Source organism: Microbacterium sp. NPDC012755 (assembly GCF_042901325.1).
Lineage (GTDB): Bacteria > Actinomycetota > Actinomycetes > Actinomycetales > Microbacteriaceae > Microbacterium > Microbacterium natoriense.
This window is the reverse complement of record NZ_JBIBCT010000001.1, coordinates 470,372-492,146: the sequence shown is the minus strand read 5'-3', so window position 1 is coordinate 492,146 and position 21,775 is coordinate 470,372. Positions and strand designations below refer to the sequence as shown.

The 21,775-nt window shown below is 70.6% G+C and carries 17 protein-coding genes; 9 read left to right on the top strand and 8 right to left on the bottom strand.

Annotated elements, in window-relative coordinates; genetic code table 11:
- Positions 1-44 precede the first annotated feature (44 nt).
- The 3 genes from ACFY5A_RS02445 (at position 45) to ACFY5A_RS02435 (ending at position 4,638) form a co-directional block, all read left to right on the top strand.
- The gene (locus tag ACFY5A_RS02445; protein ID WP_341941249.1) at positions 45-803 is read left to right on the top strand and encodes a TIM barrel protein; all 759 of its coding nucleotides are present in this window, start codon (positions 45-47) and stop codon (positions 801-803) included.
- Between the two features lie 268 nt (positions 804-1,071).
- Complete coding sequence (locus ACFY5A_RS02440) at positions 1,072-2,664, top strand: discoidin domain-containing protein (RefSeq protein ID WP_387231579.1); 1,593 nt, start codon at positions 1,072-1,074, stop codon at positions 2,662-2,664.
- Between the two features lie 36 nt (positions 2,665-2,700).
- Positions 2,701-4,638 carry a chondroitinase-B domain-containing protein gene (locus ACFY5A_RS02435; protein ID WP_387231577.1) on the top strand — a complete coding sequence of 646 codons (1,938 nt, stop codon included), beginning with the start codon at positions 2,701-2,703 and terminating at the stop codon, positions 4,636-4,638.
- A 313-nt stretch (positions 4,639-4,951) separates the two neighbouring features.
- Here the strand turns inward: ACFY5A_RS02435 and uxaC are convergent, their stop codons facing one another.
- Positions 4,952-6,364, bottom strand: coding sequence for a glucuronate isomerase (gene uxaC, locus ACFY5A_RS02430; RefSeq protein WP_105672936.1), 1,413 nt, complete (start codon positions 6,362-6,364; stop codon positions 4,952-4,954).
- A 138-nt stretch (positions 6,365-6,502) separates the two neighbouring features.
- On the opposite strand from uxaC, the gene ACFY5A_RS02425 reads away from it, so the two are divergent.
- Entirely contained in the window at positions 6,503-7,750 is a 1,248-nt protein-coding gene (locus tag ACFY5A_RS02425) for a mannitol dehydrogenase family protein (protein ID WP_387231575.1), read from the top strand.
- 2 nt (positions 7,751-7,752) lie between these two features.
- Positions 7,753-8,793, top strand: a complete 1,041-nt coding sequence (locus ACFY5A_RS02420; protein WP_387231573.1) for a LacI family DNA-binding transcriptional regulator — start codon at positions 7,753-7,755, stop codon at positions 8,791-8,793.
- A 64-nt stretch (positions 8,794-8,857) separates the two neighbouring features.
- Here the strand turns inward: ACFY5A_RS02420 and ACFY5A_RS02415 are convergent, their stop codons facing one another.
- The 6 genes from ACFY5A_RS02415 to ACFY5A_RS02390 all read right to left on the bottom strand — a co-directional run bounded on the left by ACFY5A_RS02415 (position 8,858) and on the right by ACFY5A_RS02390 (position 15,620).
- Positions 8,858-10,348, bottom strand: coding sequence for a polysaccharide lyase 6 family protein (locus ACFY5A_RS02415; protein ID WP_387231571.1), 1,491 nt, complete (start codon positions 10,346-10,348; stop codon positions 8,858-8,860).
- 97 nt (positions 10,349-10,445) lie between these two features.
- Positions 10,446-11,729 (bottom strand): alpha-L-fucosidase, encoded by a 1,284-nt coding sequence (locus ACFY5A_RS02410; RefSeq protein WP_387231569.1) that lies wholly within the window; start codon positions 11,727-11,729, stop codon positions 10,446-10,448.
- Positions 11,726-12,460 carry a tyrosine-protein phosphatase gene (locus tag ACFY5A_RS02405; protein ID WP_387231567.1) on the bottom strand — a complete coding sequence of 245 codons (735 nt, stop codon included), beginning with the start codon at positions 12,458-12,460 and terminating at the stop codon, positions 11,726-11,728. Before ACFY5A_RS02405 ends, ACFY5A_RS02410 begins: the two co-directional genes overlap by 4 nt.
- Before the next feature lie 3 nt (positions 12,461-12,463).
- Positions 12,464-13,330, bottom strand: a complete 867-nt coding sequence (locus tag ACFY5A_RS02400) for a carbohydrate ABC transporter permease (RefSeq protein WP_105672930.1) — start codon at positions 13,328-13,330, stop codon at positions 12,464-12,466.
- Positions 13,327-14,301 (bottom strand): carbohydrate ABC transporter permease, encoded by a 975-nt coding sequence (locus tag ACFY5A_RS02395; protein ID WP_387231565.1) that lies wholly within the window; start codon positions 14,299-14,301, stop codon positions 13,327-13,329. The genes ACFY5A_RS02400 and ACFY5A_RS02395 overlap by 4 nt, the downstream gene beginning before the upstream one ends.
- Entirely contained in the window at positions 14,298-15,620 is a 1,323-nt protein-coding gene (locus tag ACFY5A_RS02390) for a sugar ABC transporter substrate-binding protein (RefSeq protein ID WP_181155822.1), read from the bottom strand. Before ACFY5A_RS02390 ends, ACFY5A_RS02395 begins: the two co-directional genes overlap by 4 nt.
- A gap of 130 nt (positions 15,621-15,750) precedes the next feature.
- On the opposite strand from ACFY5A_RS02390, the gene ACFY5A_RS02385 reads away from it, so the two are divergent.
- The 3 genes from ACFY5A_RS02385 to ACFY5A_RS02375 all read left to right on the top strand — a co-directional run bounded on the left by ACFY5A_RS02385 (position 15,751) and on the right by ACFY5A_RS02375 (position 18,975).
- On the top strand, positions 15,751-16,752 hold the full coding sequence (locus tag ACFY5A_RS02385) for a hydroxyacid dehydrogenase (RefSeq protein ID WP_387231563.1): 1,002 nt from the start codon (positions 15,751-15,753) through the stop codon (positions 16,750-16,752).
- A gap of 67 nt (positions 16,753-16,819) precedes the next feature.
- Entirely contained in the window at positions 16,820-17,875 is a 1,056-nt protein-coding gene (locus tag ACFY5A_RS02380) for a LacI family DNA-binding transcriptional regulator (protein WP_387231561.1), read from the top strand.
- Positions 17,872-18,975, top strand: coding sequence for a glycerate kinase (locus tag ACFY5A_RS02375; protein WP_387231559.1), 1,104 nt, complete (start codon positions 17,872-17,874; stop codon positions 18,973-18,975). Before ACFY5A_RS02380 ends, ACFY5A_RS02375 begins: the two co-directional genes overlap by 4 nt.
- Positions 18,976-19,077: 102 nt before the next feature.
- Here the strand turns inward: ACFY5A_RS02375 and pgm are convergent, their stop codons facing one another.
- Entirely contained in the window at positions 19,078-20,721 is a 1,644-nt protein-coding gene (pgm, locus tag ACFY5A_RS02370) for a phosphoglucomutase (alpha-D-glucose-1,6-bisphosphate-dependent) (RefSeq protein WP_387231557.1), read from the bottom strand.
- A gap of 101 nt (positions 20,722-20,822) precedes the next feature.
- Between pgm and pheA the strand changes: the two genes are divergently transcribed.
- Entirely contained in the window at positions 20,823-21,773 is a 951-nt protein-coding gene (gene pheA / locus ACFY5A_RS02365) for a prephenate dehydratase (protein ID WP_341941263.1), read from the top strand.
- Positions 21,774-21,775: the final 2 nt, after the last annotated feature.

The window sequence follows — 21,775 nt, the reverse complement described above, 5'->3', positions numbered from 1 at the left end:
ACGAAGCTGCGGCACTGCAGGAGAGAACACGAGAGGATGAGCACATGACCAGGATCCGCGCAGGGCTCTGCTCGGTGACCTTCCGAGCGCTCGGGCCGGAGGAGATCGTCGCGCTCGCCGCCGATGCCGGGCTCGAGGCGATCGAGTGGGGCGGCGACGTGCACGTGCCTGCGGGTGACACCGTCCGGGCGCAGCGGGTCGCGCGGGCGACGAGGGATGCGGGCCTCGCGGTGGCATCGTACGGGTCGTACTTCCGGGCGGGCTCGGGGGAGGACATCGCCCCCGTCCTCGACAGCGCGGAGGCCCTCGGCGCCGACCGCGTGCGGATCTGGGCGGGTTCCGTCGATGCCGCGGAAGCGACGGATGCCGAGTGGACTCGGGCCGTCGAGCGGCTGCGGGCCGCGGCATCCGAAGCCGGAGAGCGGGACATGGAGCTGGCGCTGGAGTTCCACTCCGGCACCCTCGCCGCCACCGCCCCCTCGACGCTGCGGCTCCTCGCCGAGGTCGGGAGTCCGCACCTGCGCACCTACTGGCAGCCGACGGTCGCAGCATCCGTCGATGACGCCATCGACGAGTACCGACAGATCGCGGCCCACACGAGCGCCGCCCACGTCTTCTCCTGGTGGCCGGTGAAGGAGCGCCTCCCGCTCCGCGAGCGCGCAGATCTGTGGACGCGCTTCTTCTCCGATGCGCGCGCCGCCGCGCAGCCGCCGCGCGACGCGCTGCTGGAGTTCGTGCCCGGCGATGACCCGTCGCTCCTCGCGTCCGAGGCGGCGACGCTGCGCTCCTACCTCGCCGTCTGACGTCGGGCGCCGCGCTCACGGCGGGGAAGCGACTCCCTCGATCCGACACCGGATGTCGCTGCGCCCGCCGTGTACCGGCGCGAGGTGCCGATTGCGCGTGAGCATTCGTGCTGGCTCGGGAGCGGTCCCGTGTCGTAGAGTGGTGTCGTCCGGCTGGCAAACGTTTGCCAAAAACACTGGCGTACACCGGCCGACTAATGGTAAGAAGTTTTACGAACGGGGCTGACCGGCTCCGACGGATGCTCTTCCGAACGCGCAGGAGACGACGATGTCACACGCACGATCCACTTCCTTCCGCAGGCGCCTCTTCACGGCCTGCGTCGCCGCCGCGGTCGCGCTGCCACTCGGCGTCGCCACAGCGGCCTCCGCCTCCACGGGCGCCGCATCGCCGGCGGCCTCGGCATCCGTGACCACGGGCGCCACTCCGTCCACGGCCTCCGCAGCAACGGCAGCAACGGCTCAGCCGGCGGCCTCCGTCACCGCGGCGACCCTGATCTCGCAGGGGCGCCCGGCCACGGCGTCGTCCGTGGAGACATCGGCATTCCCGGCATCCGCCGCGGTGGACGGGTCGGGAACGACGCGCTGGGCGAGCGTGGAGGGCGTCGACCCGCAGTGGATCCAGATCGACCTGGGCGCCGGGGCGTCCGTATCGCGGGTGCTGCTGAACTGGGAAGCCGCGTACGCGTCCAAGTACCGAGTGCAGATCTCCGCCGACGGGTCGTCGTGGACGACGCTGAAGGACGAGACGGCGGGCAACGGCGGCACCGACGACATCACGGGGCTGAACGGCACCGGACGCTATCTGCGCATCCACGGCACCGCCCGCGGCACCTCGTACGGATACTCGCTGTACGAGGTCCAGGTGTACGGCACGGCCGGCACCGGCACACCGGGCGGCGGCACGATCGTCGACGTCTCCACGGCGGCGCAGCTCACGTCGGCCCTCGCGGCCGCGACCCCCGGCCAGACCATCCGCCTCGCGCCGGGGACCTACCAGGGCAGCTTCGTCGCGACGACGCCGGGCACGGCATCCGCTCCCATCACGCTCACCGGGCCGCGCACGGCCGTCATCACGAACGACGGCCCCAGCGGCACCCTGAACGGATGCCCGCACCCCGGCGACGGCTGGGACTCCGGATACGGTCTCTGGCTGTACGGCGCCTCCTACTGGAACGTCTCGGGCCTCACCGTCGCCGACGCGAAGAAGGGCATCGTGCTCGACACGGCGACCCACGTCACGATCGACGGGGTGCTCGTGCGCGACATCGACGACGAGGGAGTGCACTTCCGGAAGTCCTCCGCCGACGGCGTCATCAAGAACTCGCAGATCATGCGCACCGGACTCGCCCAGCCCGGGTACGGCGAGGGCCTCTACCTCGGCTCCGCGAACTCCAACTTCACCTGCTATGCCGATTCGTCCGGGCGTGACCGCTCCGACCGCGTCCAGGTGCTCGACAACGCCTTCGGCCCGGGGATCGCCGCCGAGCACATCGACGTCAAGGAGGGCACCGAGGGCGGTGTCGTCCGCGGCAACACCTTCGACGGCACCGGGCTCTCCGGTCAGAACTCGGCCGACTCCTGGATCGACGTCAAGGGCAACGGGTACCTCTTCGAGGACAACACCGGAACCTTCTCCTCTCCCGGTGTCTTCGCGAACGGCTACGAGACCCACAACCCGCTCACCGGCTGGGGATGCGGCAACATCTGGCGCGGCAACGACTCCGACCTCGGCGGCGTCGGCCGCTATGCGGTGTTCGTCTCCTCGACCTCGAAGTGCTCAGCCAACCCCAACGAGGTCTACGCCTCGAACACGGTGACAGGCGCCACCTCCGGGCTCACCAACGTCGCGGTCACCCCCTGACCGCGTCTCCCCATCGATGAAGATCGGAAGCTGCATATGAAGACCACCCATCGGGTCGTCGCGGTGCTCGCCGCCGCGACCCTGTCGCTGACCTGCGTGCCGGCTGCGGCCGGCGCCGCGGAGATCGCACCCCAGTCCGCCGCACCGGCGTCGCCGGCAGGCCAGGCGGGCCCGCTGACCTCCACCGAGGTCGGCCCGCTCGCCGAGACGCTCATCTCGCAGGGGCGTCCGGCGACGGCATCCTCTGTGGAGACGTCCGCGTTCCCCGCATCCGCCGCTCTGGACGGATCCTCGACCACCCGCTGGGCGAGCCAGGAGGGCGTCGATCCGCAGTGGATCACGGTCGACCTGGGCGCCGGAGCCTCGGTGTCTCGGGTGCTGCTGAACTGGGAGGACGCGTACGCATCGAAATACACGGTGCAGATCTCGGACGACGGCACGACCTGGACCACGCTCAAGAACGAGACGGCGGGCGACGGCGGCACCGATGACATCACAGGGCTCAACGGCACCGGCCGCTACCTGCGGGTGCACGGCACCGCGCGCGGCACCGCCTACGGCTACTCGCTCTGGGAGCTGCAGGTCTACGGCACGCCGGGCACCCCGGGCGGCGGCAGCAGCAGCGGTTCGACCACCACGGTCACCTCGATCTCGGCGCTGCAGACGGCCATCAACAACTCCGATCCCGGTGACACGATCGTGCTGAAGAACGGCAGCTACAGCGTCTCCTCCGCGGTGAGCCTCGGCTCCGGCGCCTCCGGGACCTCGTCCGAGCCGGTGACCATCAAGGCCGAGACCGTCGGCGGGGTGACGCTGACCGGATCATCGAGCTTCTCCTTCTCCGGCGTGCACGACGTCAGCATCCAGGGCTTCAGGTTCACGCAGTCGACCACGATCGACGTGGGCTCGAGCAGCAAGGCGGTGGACTTCATCCGCAACGAGTTCCTCTTCGCCCAGTCGGCCGAGCACAACCTGATCGTCCGCTCGGACGACTCGGAGATCGCCTACAACTGGTTCCACGGCAAGAGCACGATCGGCGTCTACCTCGGCATCGAGGGACCGGGGACGGACACCGTCGCCAAGAACTCCCACATCCACCACAACTACTTCTCCGACCAGACCTTCGCCGGAGCCAACGGCGGCGAGTCGATCAGGCTCGGCACCAGCCCGAAGGCCCTCTCCAGCGGAGGTGCGATCGTGGAGTACAACCTGTTCGAGAACGCGAACGGCGACCCCGAGGCGATCTCGGTCAAGTCCAGCGGGCACACCATCCGCTACAACACGATCCGCGACAGCAAGGGCGGCATCGTGCTGCGCCACGGCAACAACAACAAGGTGCTGTCGAACTACATCCTGAACGGTGAGAACGGCATCCGCATCTACGGCAACGACCACGTGATCATGAACAACTACGTGAGCGGCATCAGCAACGTCGATGGGGCGATCATCGTCGGCTCCGGCACGGTGCGCGACCACTTCGTGGGGGAGAGCGCCGACTCGCGCAAGAAGTACGACGCTCCCGACCGCATCCGCATCGGACTGAACACCGTCGTGAACAACGTCAACGGCCTGGCCGGCGAGACGCACCGCACGGTGGAGCCGCGGAACGTGACGATCGTCGACAACATCTTCCAGGGCAGCACGAACAAGCTCGCCGACGTCCCGCTCATGCAGGACTTCTACTGGCGCGGCAACATCCTGTGGGGGTCGGCCGCCAACGGCAACATCCCCACGGTGGGCTACACGCGGGTCAACCCGCAGCTCGCCCAGGATGCCACGGGCGTGTGGAAGATCGGCTCGTCGAGCCCCGCGGTGAACGCGGCGTTCATGACCGACCACGGCACGTGGGTGACGGATGACATCGAGGGTCGTCAGCGTGCGGGCGTCTACGACGTCGGCGCCCATGAGGCGACCAGCAACGCGGCGACCCGTGCTCCGCTGACCACCTCGAAGGTCGGCCCGAGCGCCCCGTAGCCCGCCGATCGGAACGGCCGTCCCTCTCGCGAGGGGCGGTCGTTTCGCGTGCGGGGCGCGGGTCGTTGAGCGAGCGGAGCGAGTCGAAACGGGGTGAGGGTCGTGCGACTTCGGTCGGGGTCGTGCGGATCGGGGCGTTTCGTCTCGTCGCTGCGCTCCTCGCTCAACGACCGGGTGAGGGGGCGCCCTCGCCGGCGTGACCGGGTGAGGGAGTGGCCCCCGCCTCAGCGGGTCGTTGAGCGAGCGGAGCGAGACGAAACGCGGTGAGGTGCGTACGACCTCGGTCGGGGTCGCGCGAACGGGGCGCCAGAGCTCAGCGCGGGATGCGGAACGTGTCGTAGGGGATGCGTTGCACGAGGTCGAGCGCGATCTCCGCAGCATCCGCCTCGGTCAGCCGGTGCGTGGCGACGAGCGACGCGAGGTACGAGGCATCGGCCCTGCGTGCCATGTCGTGACGCGCGGGAATCGAGCAGAACGCCCTCGTGTCGTCGATGAAGCCCGAGGTCTTCGCGAAGCCCGCGCTGTCGGTGATGGCGCGGCGGTAGCGCTCCATCGCGTCGGGGGTGTCGAGGAACCACCACGGGGCGCCGACGTACACGCTGGGGTAGAAGCCGGCGAGGGGGGCGAGCTCGCGCGAGAACGCGGTCTCGTCGACCGTGAACAGCACGAGCCGCAGCGCGGTGCCCGTGCCGAAGTCGTTCAGCGCCTGACGCAGCGGCTCGGTGTACGTGGTGGGCAGCGGCAGGTCATGCCCGGTGTCGGCGCCGTGGCGCGCGAGCGTCGGCGCGTGGTGGTTGCGATGCACCCCCGGGTGCAGCTGCATCACCATGCCGTCGTCGGCCGACATCTCGATGAGCCGGTAGAGGATGTCGCGGCGGTACGCGACCCCCTCCGCGGCGGTCGCACGGCCGCGGAAGCCGGCGACGTGGATGCGCGCGGCCTCGGCGGGGTCGAGCGGAACGGCCCATGCGTCGGCCACCCCCGTGTCGGTCGCGGTGCCGCCGACCGAGCGGAAGTACGCGCGTCGGGCGCGCAGTGCCGCCAGCATCCCCTCGTAGGTGCCGCAGGGGATGCCGGATGCCGCGGCCAGCCGATCGACGGCGGCGAGCCATCCGGGTGCGGACGGGTCCATCACCCGATCCGCGCGGAACGTGGGCAGCACTCTGCCGTGGAAGCTGGGGTCGGCGGCGAGGGCGCGGTGCGCGGCGAGGTCGTCTGCGGGATCGTCGGTGGTGGCGAGCACGTCGACGCCGAAGCGCTCGAACAGCGCACGGGGGCGGAACTCGTCTTCGCGCAGGAGCTCGGCGACCTCGTCGTAGATCGCGTCCGCCGTGTCGGCGCTCAACCGTGCGGTGACCCCGAAGACCTCGCTGAGCTGGTACTCGAGCCAGTACTGCACGGGCGTCGCCCGGAAGAGGCGCCAGTGCGCGGCGAGCACGCGCCAGGCCTCCCGAGGGTCGACGGCGGGCTCGCCGGAGGGCGCCTGCACGCGGCCGAGGGGGATGCCGGCCCCGTGCAGCACGCGGGTGACGTAGTGGTCGCCCGTGATGAGCAGGTCGGTGGGCGAGGCGAACGGCTCGTTCTCGGCGAGCAGGGCGGCGGGGACGTGACCGTGCGGGGAGCAGATCGGGGCGTCGGCGACGGAGGCGTAGAGCTCGCGGGCGATGTCTCGGGTGGCGGGATCGCTGGGGAACAGTCGATCCGGATGCATCTTCGTGGTCGGCATGCTGTCCTTCGGCGGTCGTGCGGGGGGATACGGGGATCCCCTCATCGACGGTACCTGTTCTCCCGTGCGGTTGGCAACCGTTTGCCATAGAATGTCGGAAGTCGACGCCGTCGTCGGCATCCGACCGGAGGAGAACGCATGCCGCACGGGCAGTCAGAGACCGAGGCGCCCGCCATCGCGCACCTGGGCGTCGGCGCCTTCCACCGTGCCCATCAGGCCTGGTACACCGACCGCGCGGCTGAGGTCGGAGAGCCCTGGCGGATCGTCGCCTTCACCGGGCGCTCGGCGACCCAGGCCCGCCTCCTCGAGGCGAGGGGCGGCCGGTACACGCTCGTCACCAGGGGCGCGGAGGGAGACGGCTTCAGCGAGGTGCGCAGCATCCGCGCCGTCCACGACGGCGCCGAGAGAGCCCTCTGGGAGCAGGCGCTCGCCGCCCCTGAGACCCACATCGTCACCCTCACCGTCACCGAGGCGGGCTACCTGCCCGGCGGCACCGCGTCGACGAGGCTCGCCGGCGGTCTCGCGGCCCGGCGCGCCTCGGGCGCGGGGGCGCTCACCGTCATCAGCTGCGACAACCTCGGCAGCAACGGAGACGTCGCCCGGGACGCCGTGTTCGACGCGGCGATGAGGATCGACCACACCCTCGCCGACTGGATCGACGAGCACGTCGTGTTCCTCTCCTCGATGGTCGATCGCATCACCCCCCGGACGACGGATGCCGACATCGACGAGGTCGAGCGCGCCACCGGCATCCGCGACGAGGGCACGGTCGTCACCGAGCCCTTCTCGGAATGGGTGATCGAAGACGGCTTCGCCGGGCCGCGTCCTGCGTGGGAACGCGTCGGCGTGCGGTTCACGCGCGACCTCGCACCGTACGAGCAGCGCAAGCTGCGGCTGCTCAACGGCGCACACTCCCTGCTCGCCTACCACGGGCTGCTGCGCGGCATCGACGACGTGGCCTCCGCCTTCGGCGACCCCGCCCTGCGCGACCTCCTGGAGGAGTACTGGACCGTCGCCGCGAAGAGCTGCGTGCTGCCCCGCGGCGAGGTCGAGGACGCGATCGCCACGACGCGCGTCCGGTTCGCCAACCCGCGCATCCGTCACCTGCTCGCGCAGATCGCGACGGACGGCGCCCACAAGCTGCCCGTCCGCATCGTCCCCGTGATCGACCACGCGCTGCGATCGGGAGCGGATGCCGCGGCCCCGGCATCCGTCATCGCGGCCTGGGCCATCGCCGGCGGCCACTCGCCCGCCGAGATCGACACTCTCCTGGACGGGGCGGGGGGAACCGCCGCCGCAATGCGCGCGGCGATCGGACGAGAACTCCGTAGGCTGGAAGAAGATCCCGTCGCAGCGGCGACGCGGGTCGAACCAGTGAGGAGCTAGGCATGGCAGACGACATCGCGGTCGGATCGCCCGCCGAGTCGGAGGCCGTGCGTGCGTCCGAGAGCGTGACGATCTACGACGTCGCCAAGCTCGCCGGCGTCAATCCGTCGACCGTGTCTCGTGCGCTCAACCGGCCCGGTCGCGTGAATGCCGTGACCGAGCGCCGCATCCGCGCAGCAGCCGAGACCCTCAACTACCACGTCAACCCGATGGCGCGGGCGCTGCCGACCGGGCGCACCTCGATCGTCGGCCTCGTGGTCTCCGACATCACGAACCCGGTGTTCTTCGACGTCATCCGCGGTGCGGAGGCGGCGGCCACCCGGTCGGGCTACACGCTGGTTCTCACCGAGTCCGAGGAGTCGGACGAGCGCGAGTACGAGCGCGCCCAGCGGATGCTGCGCATGGTCGACGGGATGCTGCTGGCCACCCCGCGCATGTCGGACGAGCAGATCACGGCCCTCGCGCGGCAGAAGCCGGTCGCGGTCGTGAACCGCCTCGTCGACGATGTGCTGTCGGTGATCCCCGACGTGCAGCACGGCATCGCCGAGGCGGTCCGTCACCTCCGCGGGCTCGGCCACAACCGCATCGCGTACGTACCGGGTCCTCCGCTGTCGTGGATGGCCCGGCGCCGCGGCGAGCTGCTCGCCCAGCGCTGCGAGTGGGCGCACATCGAGCTCGCGACGCTCGACTCCGTCGCACCGACCGTCGCCGGGGGCCGCAGCGCCGCGGTGGCCGTGCGCGACAGCGGCGCCACCGCCGTGATCGCCTACAACGACCTCATCGCCATCGGCCTCATGCAGGAGCTCGTCGAGACCGGCATCCGCATCCCCGCCGACATCAGCGTCGTCGGCTTCGACGACATCTTCGGGGCCGACTTCACCTCGCCGCCCCTCACGACGATCAAGTCGCCGCTGCGCGAGGGTGGCGATCACGCCATGGCGGCGCTTCTCGGACGTGTGACGGACACCGAGGTCTCGGCCGATGGCTTCGACCTCGCGACCACGCTCGTCGTGCGCGGGTCGACGGGCCCCGCCGCCCGCTGATCCGTCACCCGCGGGGGAGACGCAGGAGGGGCGGATGCCGACGGCATCCGCCCCTCCTGCGTGCTCAGCAGGCGAGGGGGCCGACGTCCTCGGGGGTGAGGGGCTCGCGCTTCGCGTGGCCCCAGCCGAGCTCGTGCGCGCCCACGTCGGCCGCACCGGTGCGCTTGCGACCGTCGATGTCGTCTCGCACGAACGCCGAGTGGTCCTGGGTCCCCGCGTTCACGGCGGGGCTGCCGCTGCCGATGCGCAGCACGTCGGCGGCGTCGCGGGCGAGCAGCGGATCGACGCGCGTGAAGCCGGACGCAGGCAGGTCGCCGTCGGGCGCCGCACCCCACAGGATGTTGCCCGCCCACGTGAAGCCGGTGCCGGTGGGCACGCTCGCGAGGGTTCCGGCATCCCCCTGGATGATGTTGTCGACGATCACGCAGTCGGCCGGGGGGATCGGGCGATGCGTCTCACCGGAGATGCCGCCCGCGTTGCCCACGATCGTGTTGAGCGCGACGCGCACGCGGTCGACCGCGTCGTTCTTGTTGCGGGAGTTCGCCGGCTCCCCCTCGTAGTGGTCGCGCACGGTGCCCGCGCCGAGCACGACGGCGGTGTCGGCGGTCTCGCCGATGTAGTTGTTCACGATGACGTGGTCGTTGCCGTAGATGCGGATGCCGCGCTGGCCGCGGATGATGTGGTTCGACTCCACGCGCGTGCGGTTGCCGTGCCGCAGCACGATGCCGCCGCCGCTGTCGCGGAAGGTGTTGAAGCGCACGGTGTTGTCGCTGGACTTCACCGAGATCGCCTCAGGGTCGCCGTTCGTGCGCTCGAAGAGGTTGTACTCGACGATCGCGTAGGCGCTGCTCAGCGCGCGGGGGCTGACGCCGAGGCGGATCGGCTCGCCGCCGTTGTCTCCGGGGAAGGAGTGGTCGGAGAAGTAGTTGTGGTGGATGTGCACGTTCTCGGCCATCTCGGTCGAGTTCGCGCCCTCGATGCCGAGGAACAGCCCCAGCGTCGACTTGCTGTGGAAGTGGTTGTACTCGATCACCGTGTTGTCGGCGCGCACCATCATGAAGTGCATGCCCTCGATGTCGGACAGGCGGAACTCGTTGCGGCTGAACGTGACGGCGTTGCAGGTCGGCAGGACCTCGATCATCGTCGACTGCGTGAACACGAAGCCGCTGATGACGAGGTCGTGCGTGCCGTCGAAGACGAAGCTCTGCGCTCCGGTGAGGGTGACGCCCCCGACGGTCGCCGCCATGATCGTGAGCGGCTTGTTGCCGCGTCCGCCCACCCCGGTGAGGTCGATGGGGGCGCCGTCCGGCACGGCGTAGGTGCCGTCGGCGACGATGATCGTGCCGCCCTTGGTCATCGCGCGCACCGCGGTCTGCAGCTCGGCGATGCTCGACACGTGCGAGTACGGCCCGCGGCCGGGCAGCATCGGCGCGATGCGATCGCGGGCGGATGCCGCGGACGGCCGGCCGAGCACGGCGGCGCCCGCCTGCTGCGGGATGGTGACCGCCGCAGCGGCGCCGGCCACGGCGGACAGGATGAAGGTTCGGCGTTTCATTTTTTCCTCCTCGTCGAGGGATGGGGGGTGGAGGGTCGGGCCCCTCGGCGCGCGATCCCGAGGGGCGGAAGCGTGAGGGGTGAGGGGCCCGACCGGCTCAGGGGGCGTCGGTGAGGAACAGCTCGATCACCGGCACGGGGGAGTCGGGGCGCTGCACCGGCAGCTGCAGGGTGAGCGTCCCGTCGGGGAGGCCGCCCATGAGCGTGTTCTGCGCGACCCGGTTCGGGTCGACGTGCAGCGGCACCAGCTCGGAGGCATCAGCCATCAGCTGCGCGTAGCCCACCTTGCCGGCGAGGCCGGGCAGGTGCAGGTGCTTGAACGGCCAGGAGAACAGGTGCACGTACAGGCGGTCACCGCGGAGCGTGTACCGGGTGTCGCCGGGCGCCTGCCACGGAGCGGGGCCGGCGCCGTGCACGGAGCGGGCGTGATCGTCCATCCAGGAGGCGATCTCGTCGAAGGTGCGCTGCGCCGTCGCGTCGAGGCGCCCTCGGCCGTCGGGTCCGACGTTGAGCAGCAGGTTGCCGTCTTTCGAGACACCGTCGATGAGCAGCTTGATCAGCGACTCCGGGCTCTTCGCGTCGAGGTTGTCGCGGTCGTACCCCCAGCTGCCGTCGAGGGTCTGGCAGGCCTCCCACGCGACGGGGACGCCGTCGCGCTCCATCGGCTTCAGGGGCTGGTACTGCTCGGGGGTGACGATGTCGCCGGGGATGCCGAGGCGGTCGTTCACGATGATGTTCGGCTGCAGCGCCCTGACCATGCTCAGCAGGTTCTCGGCATCCCAGTCCGCCGCCCCCTTGCCGCCCCAGTAGTCGGGGCGGTGGGTGTAGGAGAAGTCGAAGAACAGGTAGTCGATCTGCCCGTACCCGGTGAGGAGCTCGCGGACCTGCCCGTGCAGGTAGCGCTGGTAGTCGCGGATGTCGCGGTCGGCGGCTGCGGCCTTGAACTCCTCGTCGTCGCGCTGCGGGTGCGTGCCGTCGACGGGGAACGAGGGGTGGTGCCAGTCGATGAGGGAGTAGTAGAGGCCCACGCGGAGCCCCTCGGCCCGGCAGGCGTCGACGAACTCGGCGACGGCGTCGCGACCGAACGGCGTGTTCATCGAGGTGTAGTCGGTGAGCGCGGAGTCCCACAGGCAGAAGCCGTCGTGGTGCTTCGCGGTGAGCACCACGTAGCCCGCGCCCGCGGCCTTCGCCGTGCGCGCCCACGCCCGCGGGTCGTAGCGGTCGGGATCGAAGTGCGCGAAGTACGGCTCGTACTCGGCATCCGTCATGCGCTCGCGGTTCTTGACCCACTCGTGCCTGGCGGCCAGCGAGTACAGGCCCCAGTGCACGAACATCCCGAGGCGCGCCTCGGTGAACCAGGCGAGGTCGGCGGATGCCGTCATGACGATGCTCCTTCTGAGGGATCTGCGGGGGAGACGAGGGCGTCGCGGAGCGCGGCGAGCTCGTCGGATGTGACGCCGTGGGCGCGGAGGTAGTCGGCGGCCGATCCCCACTCCGCGTCGAGGGCGGCGAGGGTGTCGCGCATGACCTCGGCGGGGGACTCGGTCGCGAGCATCCACGCGTGGCGGGACTCGGGGTACTTCTCGGCGAGCCGCGCGGAGGTGGCCCTGCGGTGCTCGGCGGGGATGAGGTCGGCGGTGAGCGCGTAGTCGGCGACGACGGCCTCGCGGTCGGCGCCGACGGCCGAGAGCGCGAGCGCGATCGTGACTCCGGTGCGGTCCTTGCCTGCGGTGCAGTGCACGAGCGTCGGCTCGCCCGCGGCGATGATACGCACGGCCTCAACGAGCTGCGCCGATGAGCGGGAGAGCAGGTGCGCGTAGATCTCGCCGAGGCTGTAGTCCTCGACGAAGAAGGAGCGGGTCGAGCCGAGGTAGAGCGGGAGCCGGGTGATCGCGACGCCGTCGACGGCGGTGGCGTCCTCGGAGACCTCGTCGTCGGCGCGGAGGTCGACGATGCGGCGGACGCGGGAGCGCACGACATCCGCCCCATCCGCGCCGACCGCGGCGAGGTGACCCGAGCGGAACAGGCGCCCGGTGCGGATCACCCCGCCGGATGCCGGGATGCCGCCGACGTCCCGGAAACCGGGCACGCCGTCGACCACGATCACGCCCACGGGTCAGCCCTTCAGAGCGCCGGACGTGAGTCCGCGGGCGAAGGAGCGCTGGAACAGCAGGAACACGATCACCGACGGCGCGAGTGCGAGCAGCGACGCCGCCATGACCACGCCGGGAGTGACCTCCGGCTCGATGCGCAGCGTGCGCAGCGCGAGGGGGAGCGTGTAGGTGTCGCTCGACGTCGAGACGAGCAGCGGCAGCAGGTACTGGTCCCAGATCATCGTGAAGCCGAACACGCCGATGACGCCGAGCGCCGGCTTGCACAGCGGGACGATGATCTGCGCGAAGACCCGCAGCTCGCTGGCGCCGTCGATGCGTGCGGCCTCCTCCAGCTCGAGCGGCACGTCCTTCATGAACTCCGTCATGACGAGGATCGAGAACGCCCAGGCGCCGATCGGGACGATCATGCCCGCGAGCGTGCCCATCAGGTTGATGTGCACGAGGGGGAGGTCGGCCAGGAGGATCGACAGCGGCAGGGCGAGGATCTCATCGGGCAGCATCATCGTGGCGAGGATCGCGACCATCGCCAGCGCCGAGAAGCGGAACTTCTTGCGGGCGAGGGCGTAGCCGGCGAGCACCGACACGACGACCTGCAGCAGCAGGCCGAAGCCGACCACGAAGAACGAGTTCATGAGGTAGCCGAGCACGCCGAAGTCGAAGGCGACCGCGAAGTTGTCCAGCGTGGGCCGGTTGGGGATGACGCTGAGCTCCGTCGGGTCGGAGACCTCGCTGAAGGCGCCGGAGAGCAGCGCGACCAGGGGGCCTGCGAACAGGACGACCACGACGGCGTACAGCAGCACCTTTACGCCGATTCCGACGACGGTGCGGCTCTCGGTGAGTCCGAGAGCGGTATCGGTTCCGGCGCTCATGCGTCCTTCTTCTTCCGCAGCAGCAGCTGCACGGTGAGCGTCAGCACGAGGGTCGCGAGGAACAGCAGCACTGCGCCCGCCGATCCGACCCCGAGCTTCTGCTGCTCCAGTCCGAGCTTGTAGAGGAGGGTCATGACGACCTCGGTGGCGCCGTTCGGGCCGCCGTTGGTCATCAGGTAGACCTCGGTGAACACCCGGAAGCCGCGGATGGCGGCGAGGATGAACAGGATCGTGAACACCGGGCGGAGTCCGGGGAGGGTCACGTGGACGATCCGCTGCCAGCGGTTCGCGCCGTCGACCGTCGCGGCCTCGTACAGCCCGCGGTCGATGCCGGCGAGACCGGCGAGGATGATCATCATGTCGTAGGGGCCGCCGCGCCAGATGCCCATCAGCATGATCGACCACATGGCCGAGTCCGGGCTGTTGATGTACTCGCTGGGGGCGATGCCCATGATGCCGATGATCGAGTTCAGGAACCCGTCGGGAGACGGGTGGTACATGATGCGCCACAGCTCGGCGACCACGGCCATCGGGACGACCACGGGCAGGAACGCCGCGGATCGGATGAAGGAGAGCTTGCGGGTCTGGCCCTCCAGCAGGAGCGCGAGGAGGAAGCCGAGGATGAGGCAGCCCGCGGTCTGCCCGAGGGCGAGCACGAGCGTGTTGATCGTCGCGTCGCGGAAGACCGCGTCGGTGAGGATCGTCTCGTAGTTCTTGAACCCCACGAACTCGTTGCCGAGGTAGGGGCGGACGTTCTCGACGGACATGCCCACGGCCTGGAACATCGGGATGTAGCGGAAGATCAGGAACAGCAGCAGGGCGGGGGCGAGGAAGGCCCACGGGACCCACCACTGGCCCTGCACTCGATGGCGGCGGCGGCGCCGCCGGGCGGGCGGCGGGGACGCGATGGCCCCCGCCGCTGCCTGGGGTGCGTCGGCCGCGGTCGCGGCGTCGGCTGTGTGGATGGTCACTGCTTGAGGATTCCCTGCGTCAGGAGCTCGGCCGTCAGCTTGCCGTCGAGCTTGGTGAGTTCTTCTTCGACGTCGAGCGAGCAGTCGGCGAGCAGCGCGTTGATGGTGTCGGCGCTCATCTGGCGGACCGGGGTCCAGCTCGGGATGGTCGGCGCGTAGTGGCCGCTCTCCTGGTAGGCGGTCGCGAAGGTCTGCCAGCGGGGGTCGTCGCGCACGTCGGCGATGTCGACCTTCTCGTTCACCGGGAGCTGGATCGCGAAGGCATCCGTACCCTCCATGCCGAACTTCTGGGCGTCGGGGCTGACGTACCAGTCGGCGAAGGCCGTCTGGCCCTTCTCGTTCTCGGAGCCGGCCATCAGGTAGACCGTGCCGCCCTCGGCGAGCACGGAGGAGTCCTTCGGACCCTTGGGGGCGGGGACGACGGTGTACTTGTCGGCGCCCAGCACCTTGTCGAAGCGGGGCATCATGTACGGGCCGGTCAGGTACATGCCCGCGACGCCGGACTCGAACGCCTCGTTGGTCGGCGGCGTGTCCATGCTGGGAGCGCCCGGCTGGACGACCCCGGCCTTGCACTGCAGGTCGCGGAACCAGGTCGCGGCCTCGATCGCCTCGTCGGAGCTCATCGACGGCAGCCATTCGTCGCCGGAGCCCGTGATGAAGTCGCCGCCCGCGGCCCACAGGAAGTTGGAGAAGTACCAGGAGGCGTAGCCGCGCTTGGTCGATCCGGGAACCGCGAGGCCGTAGGTGTCGGCCTGGCCGTTGCCGTCGGGGTCCTTCTCAGTGAAGGCCGTGGCGACCTCGAGCATCTCGTCCCAGTCGGTCGGCGCCTCGAGGCCGAGGTTCTGCAGCCAGTCGCTCCGGATCATGAGCGCGTTCGCCTGTGCTGAGTACGGGATGCCGTAGGTCTTGCCGTCGACGGCCTTGCCGGCCTCGAGCGCCTGCGCCGTCATGTCCTTGGAGTTCTTGATGTCCTTGAGGTCGATCTCGCGGAGGATGCCCTGGGACTGCATGGTGCCGAGCTGGCTGACGTCGTTGAGCACGATGTCGGGCAGGTCCTTCTGCCCTGCACGCTGGGCGAGCTTGATCTCGAAGTCGTCGAAGATCGCGGTGACCTCGGCCTTGTAGCCGGTGGCCTCCGTGAACGCCTCGACCTGCCGGATCGTCGCCGCCTCGCTGGGGCTTCCGGGGGTCGTGCGGGTCCAGATCTCGAGGACGGCATCCTCGTCCTGCGTGACGCCGGAACCGCCTTCGGGGGCGGCCGTGCTGGAGCAGCCGGCAAGGGCGAGCGTCACGACGCCCAGGATTGCGGCTGCTTTCATCTTTGTGTGCATGGGTTCTCCAGGGTTTGGCAAACGCTTGCCACTTTGCAAGACGTCGTTGGCGAATCTAACCTAGGGACGCGAGCACTGTCAATCATTGATCGGATGTTTCGCCTTCGAAGGAGAGCACATGGAGCGCATGCGAGCGCGGCTGGTGATGGAGGAGCGACGTCGAGACGACGTCTATCCGGCAGAGGTTCTGGCAGGTATCGACCGTACCGTGGACCTGGTCCGACCGTTCCTCACCGCAGAGGAGTTGGCGGCGGACCCCGAGGCGCTGCGTGACGTCGACGTGCTGCTCACGGGCTGGGGGGCTCCGGTGATCGACACGCCCCTGCTGGAGCGCGCTCCGCGGCTGACGGCGGTGCTGCACGCGGCCGGATCGGTCAAGCACATCGTCACCGATTCTGCCTGGGCACGAGGGATCACGGTGGTCTCGGCGGCCGCGGCGAACGCCGAGCCCGTCGCCGAGATGACGGCGGCGCAGATCGTGCTCGCCGCCCGCGGAGTGCCCGCAGCGCGGCGGGCCTACCGCGAGCTGCGGTCGAAGGATGCCGCGGCGCAGTTCGCCTCCGGAACGCGGAGCAGCGTGGTCGGGCTGGTGGCGCTCGGCGCGATCGGCCGCCGTGTCGCGGAGCGGCTGCAGGGCGCCGGTGTGCGGCTGCTGGCCGCCGATCCCTACGCCTCCCCCGCGGCGGCTGCGGAGCTGGGGATCGAGCTCGTCTCGATCGAGGAGCTGTTCTCGCGCTCGGAGGTCGTGAGTCTGCACGCCCCGCTGCTGCCGGCGACGACGGGCATGATCGGCGCTGCGCTGCTCGCGCGGATGCCGCAGGGCGCGACGCTCGTCAACACCGCTCGGGGCGGGCTGATCGACGAGGCCGCACTGGTCACGGTGCTCTCGCGCCGGACCGACCTCACGGCGCTCCTGGACGTGACGGTCGACGAGCCGCCCGCGCCCGATTCGCCGCTCTGGGAGCTCGAGAACGTCGAGCTGACACCGCACGTCGCGGGCTCCATGGGCGCCGACCGCGGGGCGATGGGCGAGCTCGTGGGAGAGGAGCTGGAGCGCCTCGTCGCAGGGGAGCCCCTGCTGCACGCGATCGACGAGAGCGCTCTCGCGAGGATGGCCTGACCCGGCAAGCGGTTGCCAGGCCGCGAAACCTCTCGGAGTCTGTCGGTCATCCCAGTATGCTCGGGTCATGAGCACGCCGGAAAGCCTTTCCCCGGTCCGCCGGCCGCGGCATGCGCGCGGAGCGGCCCCGACCCTGCACGACGTCGCGCGCGAGGCCGGCGTCTCACTCGCCACCGCATCCCGTGTCCTCAACGGCTCGGAGCGCAAGGTCGCCGAGTCGTTCCGCGAGCGCGTCGAGCGGGCGGCATCCGAACTCGGGTACACGGCGAACGTCTCCGCGCAGTCGACCGCCAGGGGAACCTCTCCCGTGATCGCCCTGCTCGTCGCCGACATCGCCGACCCGTACTTCGGACTCATCGCCTCCGGCGTCGCGCGCGGAGCGGACGAGCACGGTCTCGTCGTCACGATCGCGATCACCGAACGGGACCCCGAGCGCGAGGCCCGCATCGTGAGGGCGCTCCGCGGACAGCGCCCTCAGGGGCTCATCCTCGCGGCCTCCCGCACCACGGGGCCGCCCGACACGGGAACGGCGCGCGAGCTCGCAGAGTTCTCGCGCCTGGGCGGGCGGATCGTCACCTTCGGCGCCGGCGAGGGCGACGGACGCCACGTCGAGATCGACAACCGCAGCGGTGCGCGGGCGCTGGGCGAGCGCATGGCCCAGCTCGGCTACCGGTCAGCGATCCTGATCGGGGCCGCGGAGGGCGTGCTGACCTCCGACGAGCGTCTCGCGGGCTTCGAGACCGGGTTCGCCGCGGGTGGTGGCTCGGTCGACCGCGTGGTGCGCGGTGACTTCCGCCGCGAGTCGGGCACGGCCCTGATGGCCGCCCAGCTCGCCGCGGGCGTCGAACCCGGCACCCTGGTGTTCGGGATGAGCGACATCGTCGCGATAGGAGCGATGTCGGCGATCCGCGACGCCGGACGCGCCGTGGGCGAGGACATCGCGGTGTGCGGCTTCGACGACGTGCCGTCCAGCAGCGACGTCGCGCCAGCCCTCACGACGGTCCGGGTGCCGCTCAGCGAGGTCGGCTACCAGGCGTTCCGGGCGACCGTCGACGCGGACTGGCAGCAGGCGCCGCTCCCGCTCGAGGTGATCGTGCGCGCGAGCACTCCCGGTCTCGCATGACCTCCGTCGTCCTGGCGCCCGACAGCTTCAAGGGCACGATCACGGCCGCGGACGCCGCGGACGCGCTCGCCGCGGGATGGGCCTCCGTCGACCCCGCCGCCTCCTTCGTGCATCGACCCATGGCCGACGGGGGAGAGGGCACGGTCGCCGCGTTCGCCGCGGCGGTGCCGGGCGCAGAGCGGATGCCGGTCACCGTCGACGGACCCGCGGGCGAATCGGTAGACACGGCCTGGCTGCTGCTGCCACCCACAGACGAGGCGCCCGGCGGCACCGCGGTCGTCGACCTCGCCTCCACGTCGGGCATCGAGCTCCTCGCGACGCTGCGCCCGTGGGATGCCGACACCACCGGACTCGGACAGGCGATCGCCGCGGCGCTCGACCACGGCGTCTCGCGGCTCGTCGTCGGCATCGGGTCCAGTGCGTCGACCGACGGCGGGATGGGCATGCTGACCGCTCTCGGAGCGCGGTTCCTCGACGCCGCGGGAGCACCCGTCGCCCGCGGGGCTCGGGGACTCGCCGACCTCGCCTCCGTCGACCTCGCGGGTCTGCGGTCTGCGCCATCGACGCTCGTGCTCACCGACGTGACCAACCCGCTGACCGGTCCGCGCGGCGCCGCCGCCGTGTTCGGCCCGCAGAAGGGGCTCACGGCATCCGACATCCCCGTCGTGGACGCAGGGCTCGCACGTCTCGCCGGGCTGCTGGGCCTCGACGCGTCCATGCCCGGCGCGGGCGCGGCCGGAGGAACCGGCGCCGCACTCGTGGTGTGGGGCGCGGCTCTCGCCCCCGGTGCGGCGGAGGTCGCATCGCTCATCGGGCTCGCCGACGCGATCGCCCGCGCCGACGTGGTGATCACGGGCGAAGGGTCGTACGACGGGCAGTCCGGCGACGGCAAGGTGCCCTCGTACACCTCCGCCCTGGCCGCCGACGCGGGGGTTCGCGCGCTGCTCGCGGCCGGCCGCATCACCCCGGATGCCGACACCTCGCCGTTCGCGGCATCCACCTCGTTGACGGCGCTCGCCGGATCGGCGGAGGCCGCTCTCGCCGACCCCGCTCGCTGGCTCGTCGAGGCCGGCGCCGCGCTCGCCCGCAGCATCCGCTGAGGCGTTCGTCTCGTCGCTGCGCTCCTCGCTCAGCGGCCCGGGGCAGCAGAGCAGGTCGTCGAGCGAGCGGAGCGAGACGAGACGCGGGGAGATCCGCGCGCCCTAGCCCCCGAGCGCGGCGGACACCACGGCGCGGGCCTCCGACTGCACCTCGGCGAGGTGCTCGGGGCCCAGGAGGCTCTCGGCGTACAGCTTGTAGACGTCTTCCGTGCCCGAGGGGCGGGCAGCGAACCAGGCGTGCTCGGTCTGCACCTTGAGGCCGCCGATCGCCGCGCCGTTGCCCGGTGCGTGCGACAGCTTCGCGGTGATGGGCTCGCCGGCGAGAGTCGACGCCGACACGGCCTCCGGGGCGAGCTTCGCCAGCGCGGCCTTCTGCTCGGGCGAGGCCGGCGCATCGACGCGCTGGTACGCGGACGACCCGAACGCCTCGTCCAGCTCGCGGTACCGCTCCGACGGGGTCTTGCCCGTCACGGCGATGATCTCGGCGGCGAGCAGGCACAGCAGGATGCCGTCCTTGTCGGTCGACCAGACGGTGCCGTCCTTGCGCAGGAACGAGGCGCCGGCCGACTCCTCCCCGCCGAACGCGACGGAGCCGTCGAGCAGGCCGGGCACGAACCACTTGAACCCGACCGGCACCTCCAGCAGGCGGCGACCCAGCGACTCGGCGACGCGGTCGATGATCATCGACGACACGAGCGTCTTGCCGATCGCGGCATCCCGCGGCCACTCGGCGCGGTGCGAGAACAGGTAGTCGATCGCGACCGCGAGGTAGTGGTTGGGGTTCATGAGACCGGCATCCGGGGTCACGATGCCGTGGCGGTCGGCATCCGCGTCGTTGCCCGTGAGTACGTCGTAGTCGCCCTTCTTGGCGACCAGGGAGGCCATGGCCGAGGGGGAGGACGGATCCATGCGGATCTTCTCGTCCCAGTCCAACGTCATGAAACGCCAGGTCGGGTCGACCTCAGGGTTCACGACGGTGAGGTCGAGGTCGTGCACCTCCTTGATGAGCGCCCAGTACTCGACGGATGCTCCGCCCAGCGGGTCCGCGCCGATCCGCACGCCCGCGCGGCGGATGGCGTCGACGTCGATGATGGTGGAGAGGTCGCGCACGTACGCGTCGCGGAAGTCGTACTCGCCGATCGTGTCCCCGTCGACGTCGGCGTAGCGGATGCGCTTGACGCCGTCGAGGCCGTTGGCGATGAGCTGGTTGGCGCGGTCGGCGATCCAGCCGGTCGCATCCGTGTCGGCGGGGCCGCCGTGCGGAGGGTTGTACTTGAAGCCGCCGTCGCGGGGCGGGTTGTGGCTCGGGGTGACCACGATGCCGTCGGCGCGGCCGGCGGCATCCGGAGCCAGGTCGCGGTTGTAGGTGAGGATCGCGTGGCTCAGCGCCGGCGTCGGCACCCAGGAGTCGCGGGAGTCGACGCGCACGTCCACCCCGTTGGCGATGAGCACCTCGATGGCGCTGCGCTCGGCGGGGAGGGACAGTGCGTGGGTGTCGCGTCCGAGGAAGAGCGGGCCGGTGATGCCCTGGCCGGTGCGATAGTCGACGATCGCCTGGGTGGTCGCGAGGATGTGATTCTCGTTGAAGCTGTTCGACAGCGAGGAGCCGCGGTGGCCGCTGGTGCCGAACACGACGCGCTCGGCCGCGACGCCGGGGTCCGGTACGCGGTCGTAGTAGGCGGCGATCAGCTCGTCGACGTCGATGAGGTCACTTTCCTCCGCGGGGAGGCCGGCACGGCTCGTCATGCAGACAGTCTGCACCGAGCGGGCCGTTCGCGCACGTCTCATTTCCAGAGGTGTGAAGGTTTTCGTCGACGGGAGTCTCGCGCGCGACGCGGAGGGCTAAGGTGAAACGCGTGACTGAACGCCGCACCTACAGCTACCTCGGCCCCGCAGGAACGTTCACCGAAGCGGCGCTCGACCAGGTCCCCGAGGCGCGCGGCCAGGAATGGCGCCCCGTGCACAACGTCGGGGAGGCGCTCGACGACGTGCTGTCGGGGGTGTCGGATGCCGCGATGATCGCGATCGAGAACTCGATCGAGGGCGGCGTCTCCACCACGCAGGACGCGCTGGCCACGCTGCCAGGACTGCGGATCATCGGCGAGTACCTCGTCAGGGTGAACTTCGTGCTGGTGGCGCCCCGAGGCACCCGGCTCGAGGACGTCTCCGTCATCGCCGCCCACCCCGTCGCCTACGCCCAGTGCCACGGCTGGCTCGGCGAGCACCTGCCGCAGCACTCCCACGTGCCGGCCGCGAGCAACGTCGCCTCCGCGATCGGCGTGCTCGACGGCTCGCTCCCCGCCCAGGCGGCGATCGCGCCCCCCGGCATCGTGAAGCACTACGACGTGGACGTGCTCGCCGATGGCATCGGCGACAACGCCCAGGCGGTCACCCGCTTCGTGCTCGTGACCCGCACGACGCGCTCGCCGGAACCCACCGGGGCCGACAAGACCTCGCTCATCGTCGAGCTGCCCCACGACCGCCCCGGTTCGCTGCTCGAGATGCTCGAGCAGTTCTCGACCCGCGGCATCAACCTGTCGCTGATCGAATCCCGCCCCATCGGCGACGCGCTCGGTCGCTACCGGTTCGTCATCGACGCCGACGGTCACATCGAGCACGAGCGCATGGCCGACGCGCTGCTCGGCATCCGCCGGTTCAGCCCCCGAGTGGTGTTCCTCGGCTCTTACCCCCGCGCCGACAGGCAGATCGTGCAGTACCCGGAGCGCTACTCCGACGACGTGTTCGTCGAGGCGCGCGACTGGCTGCGCGGCATCCTTTCCGGAGAGCCCGACGCCTGACC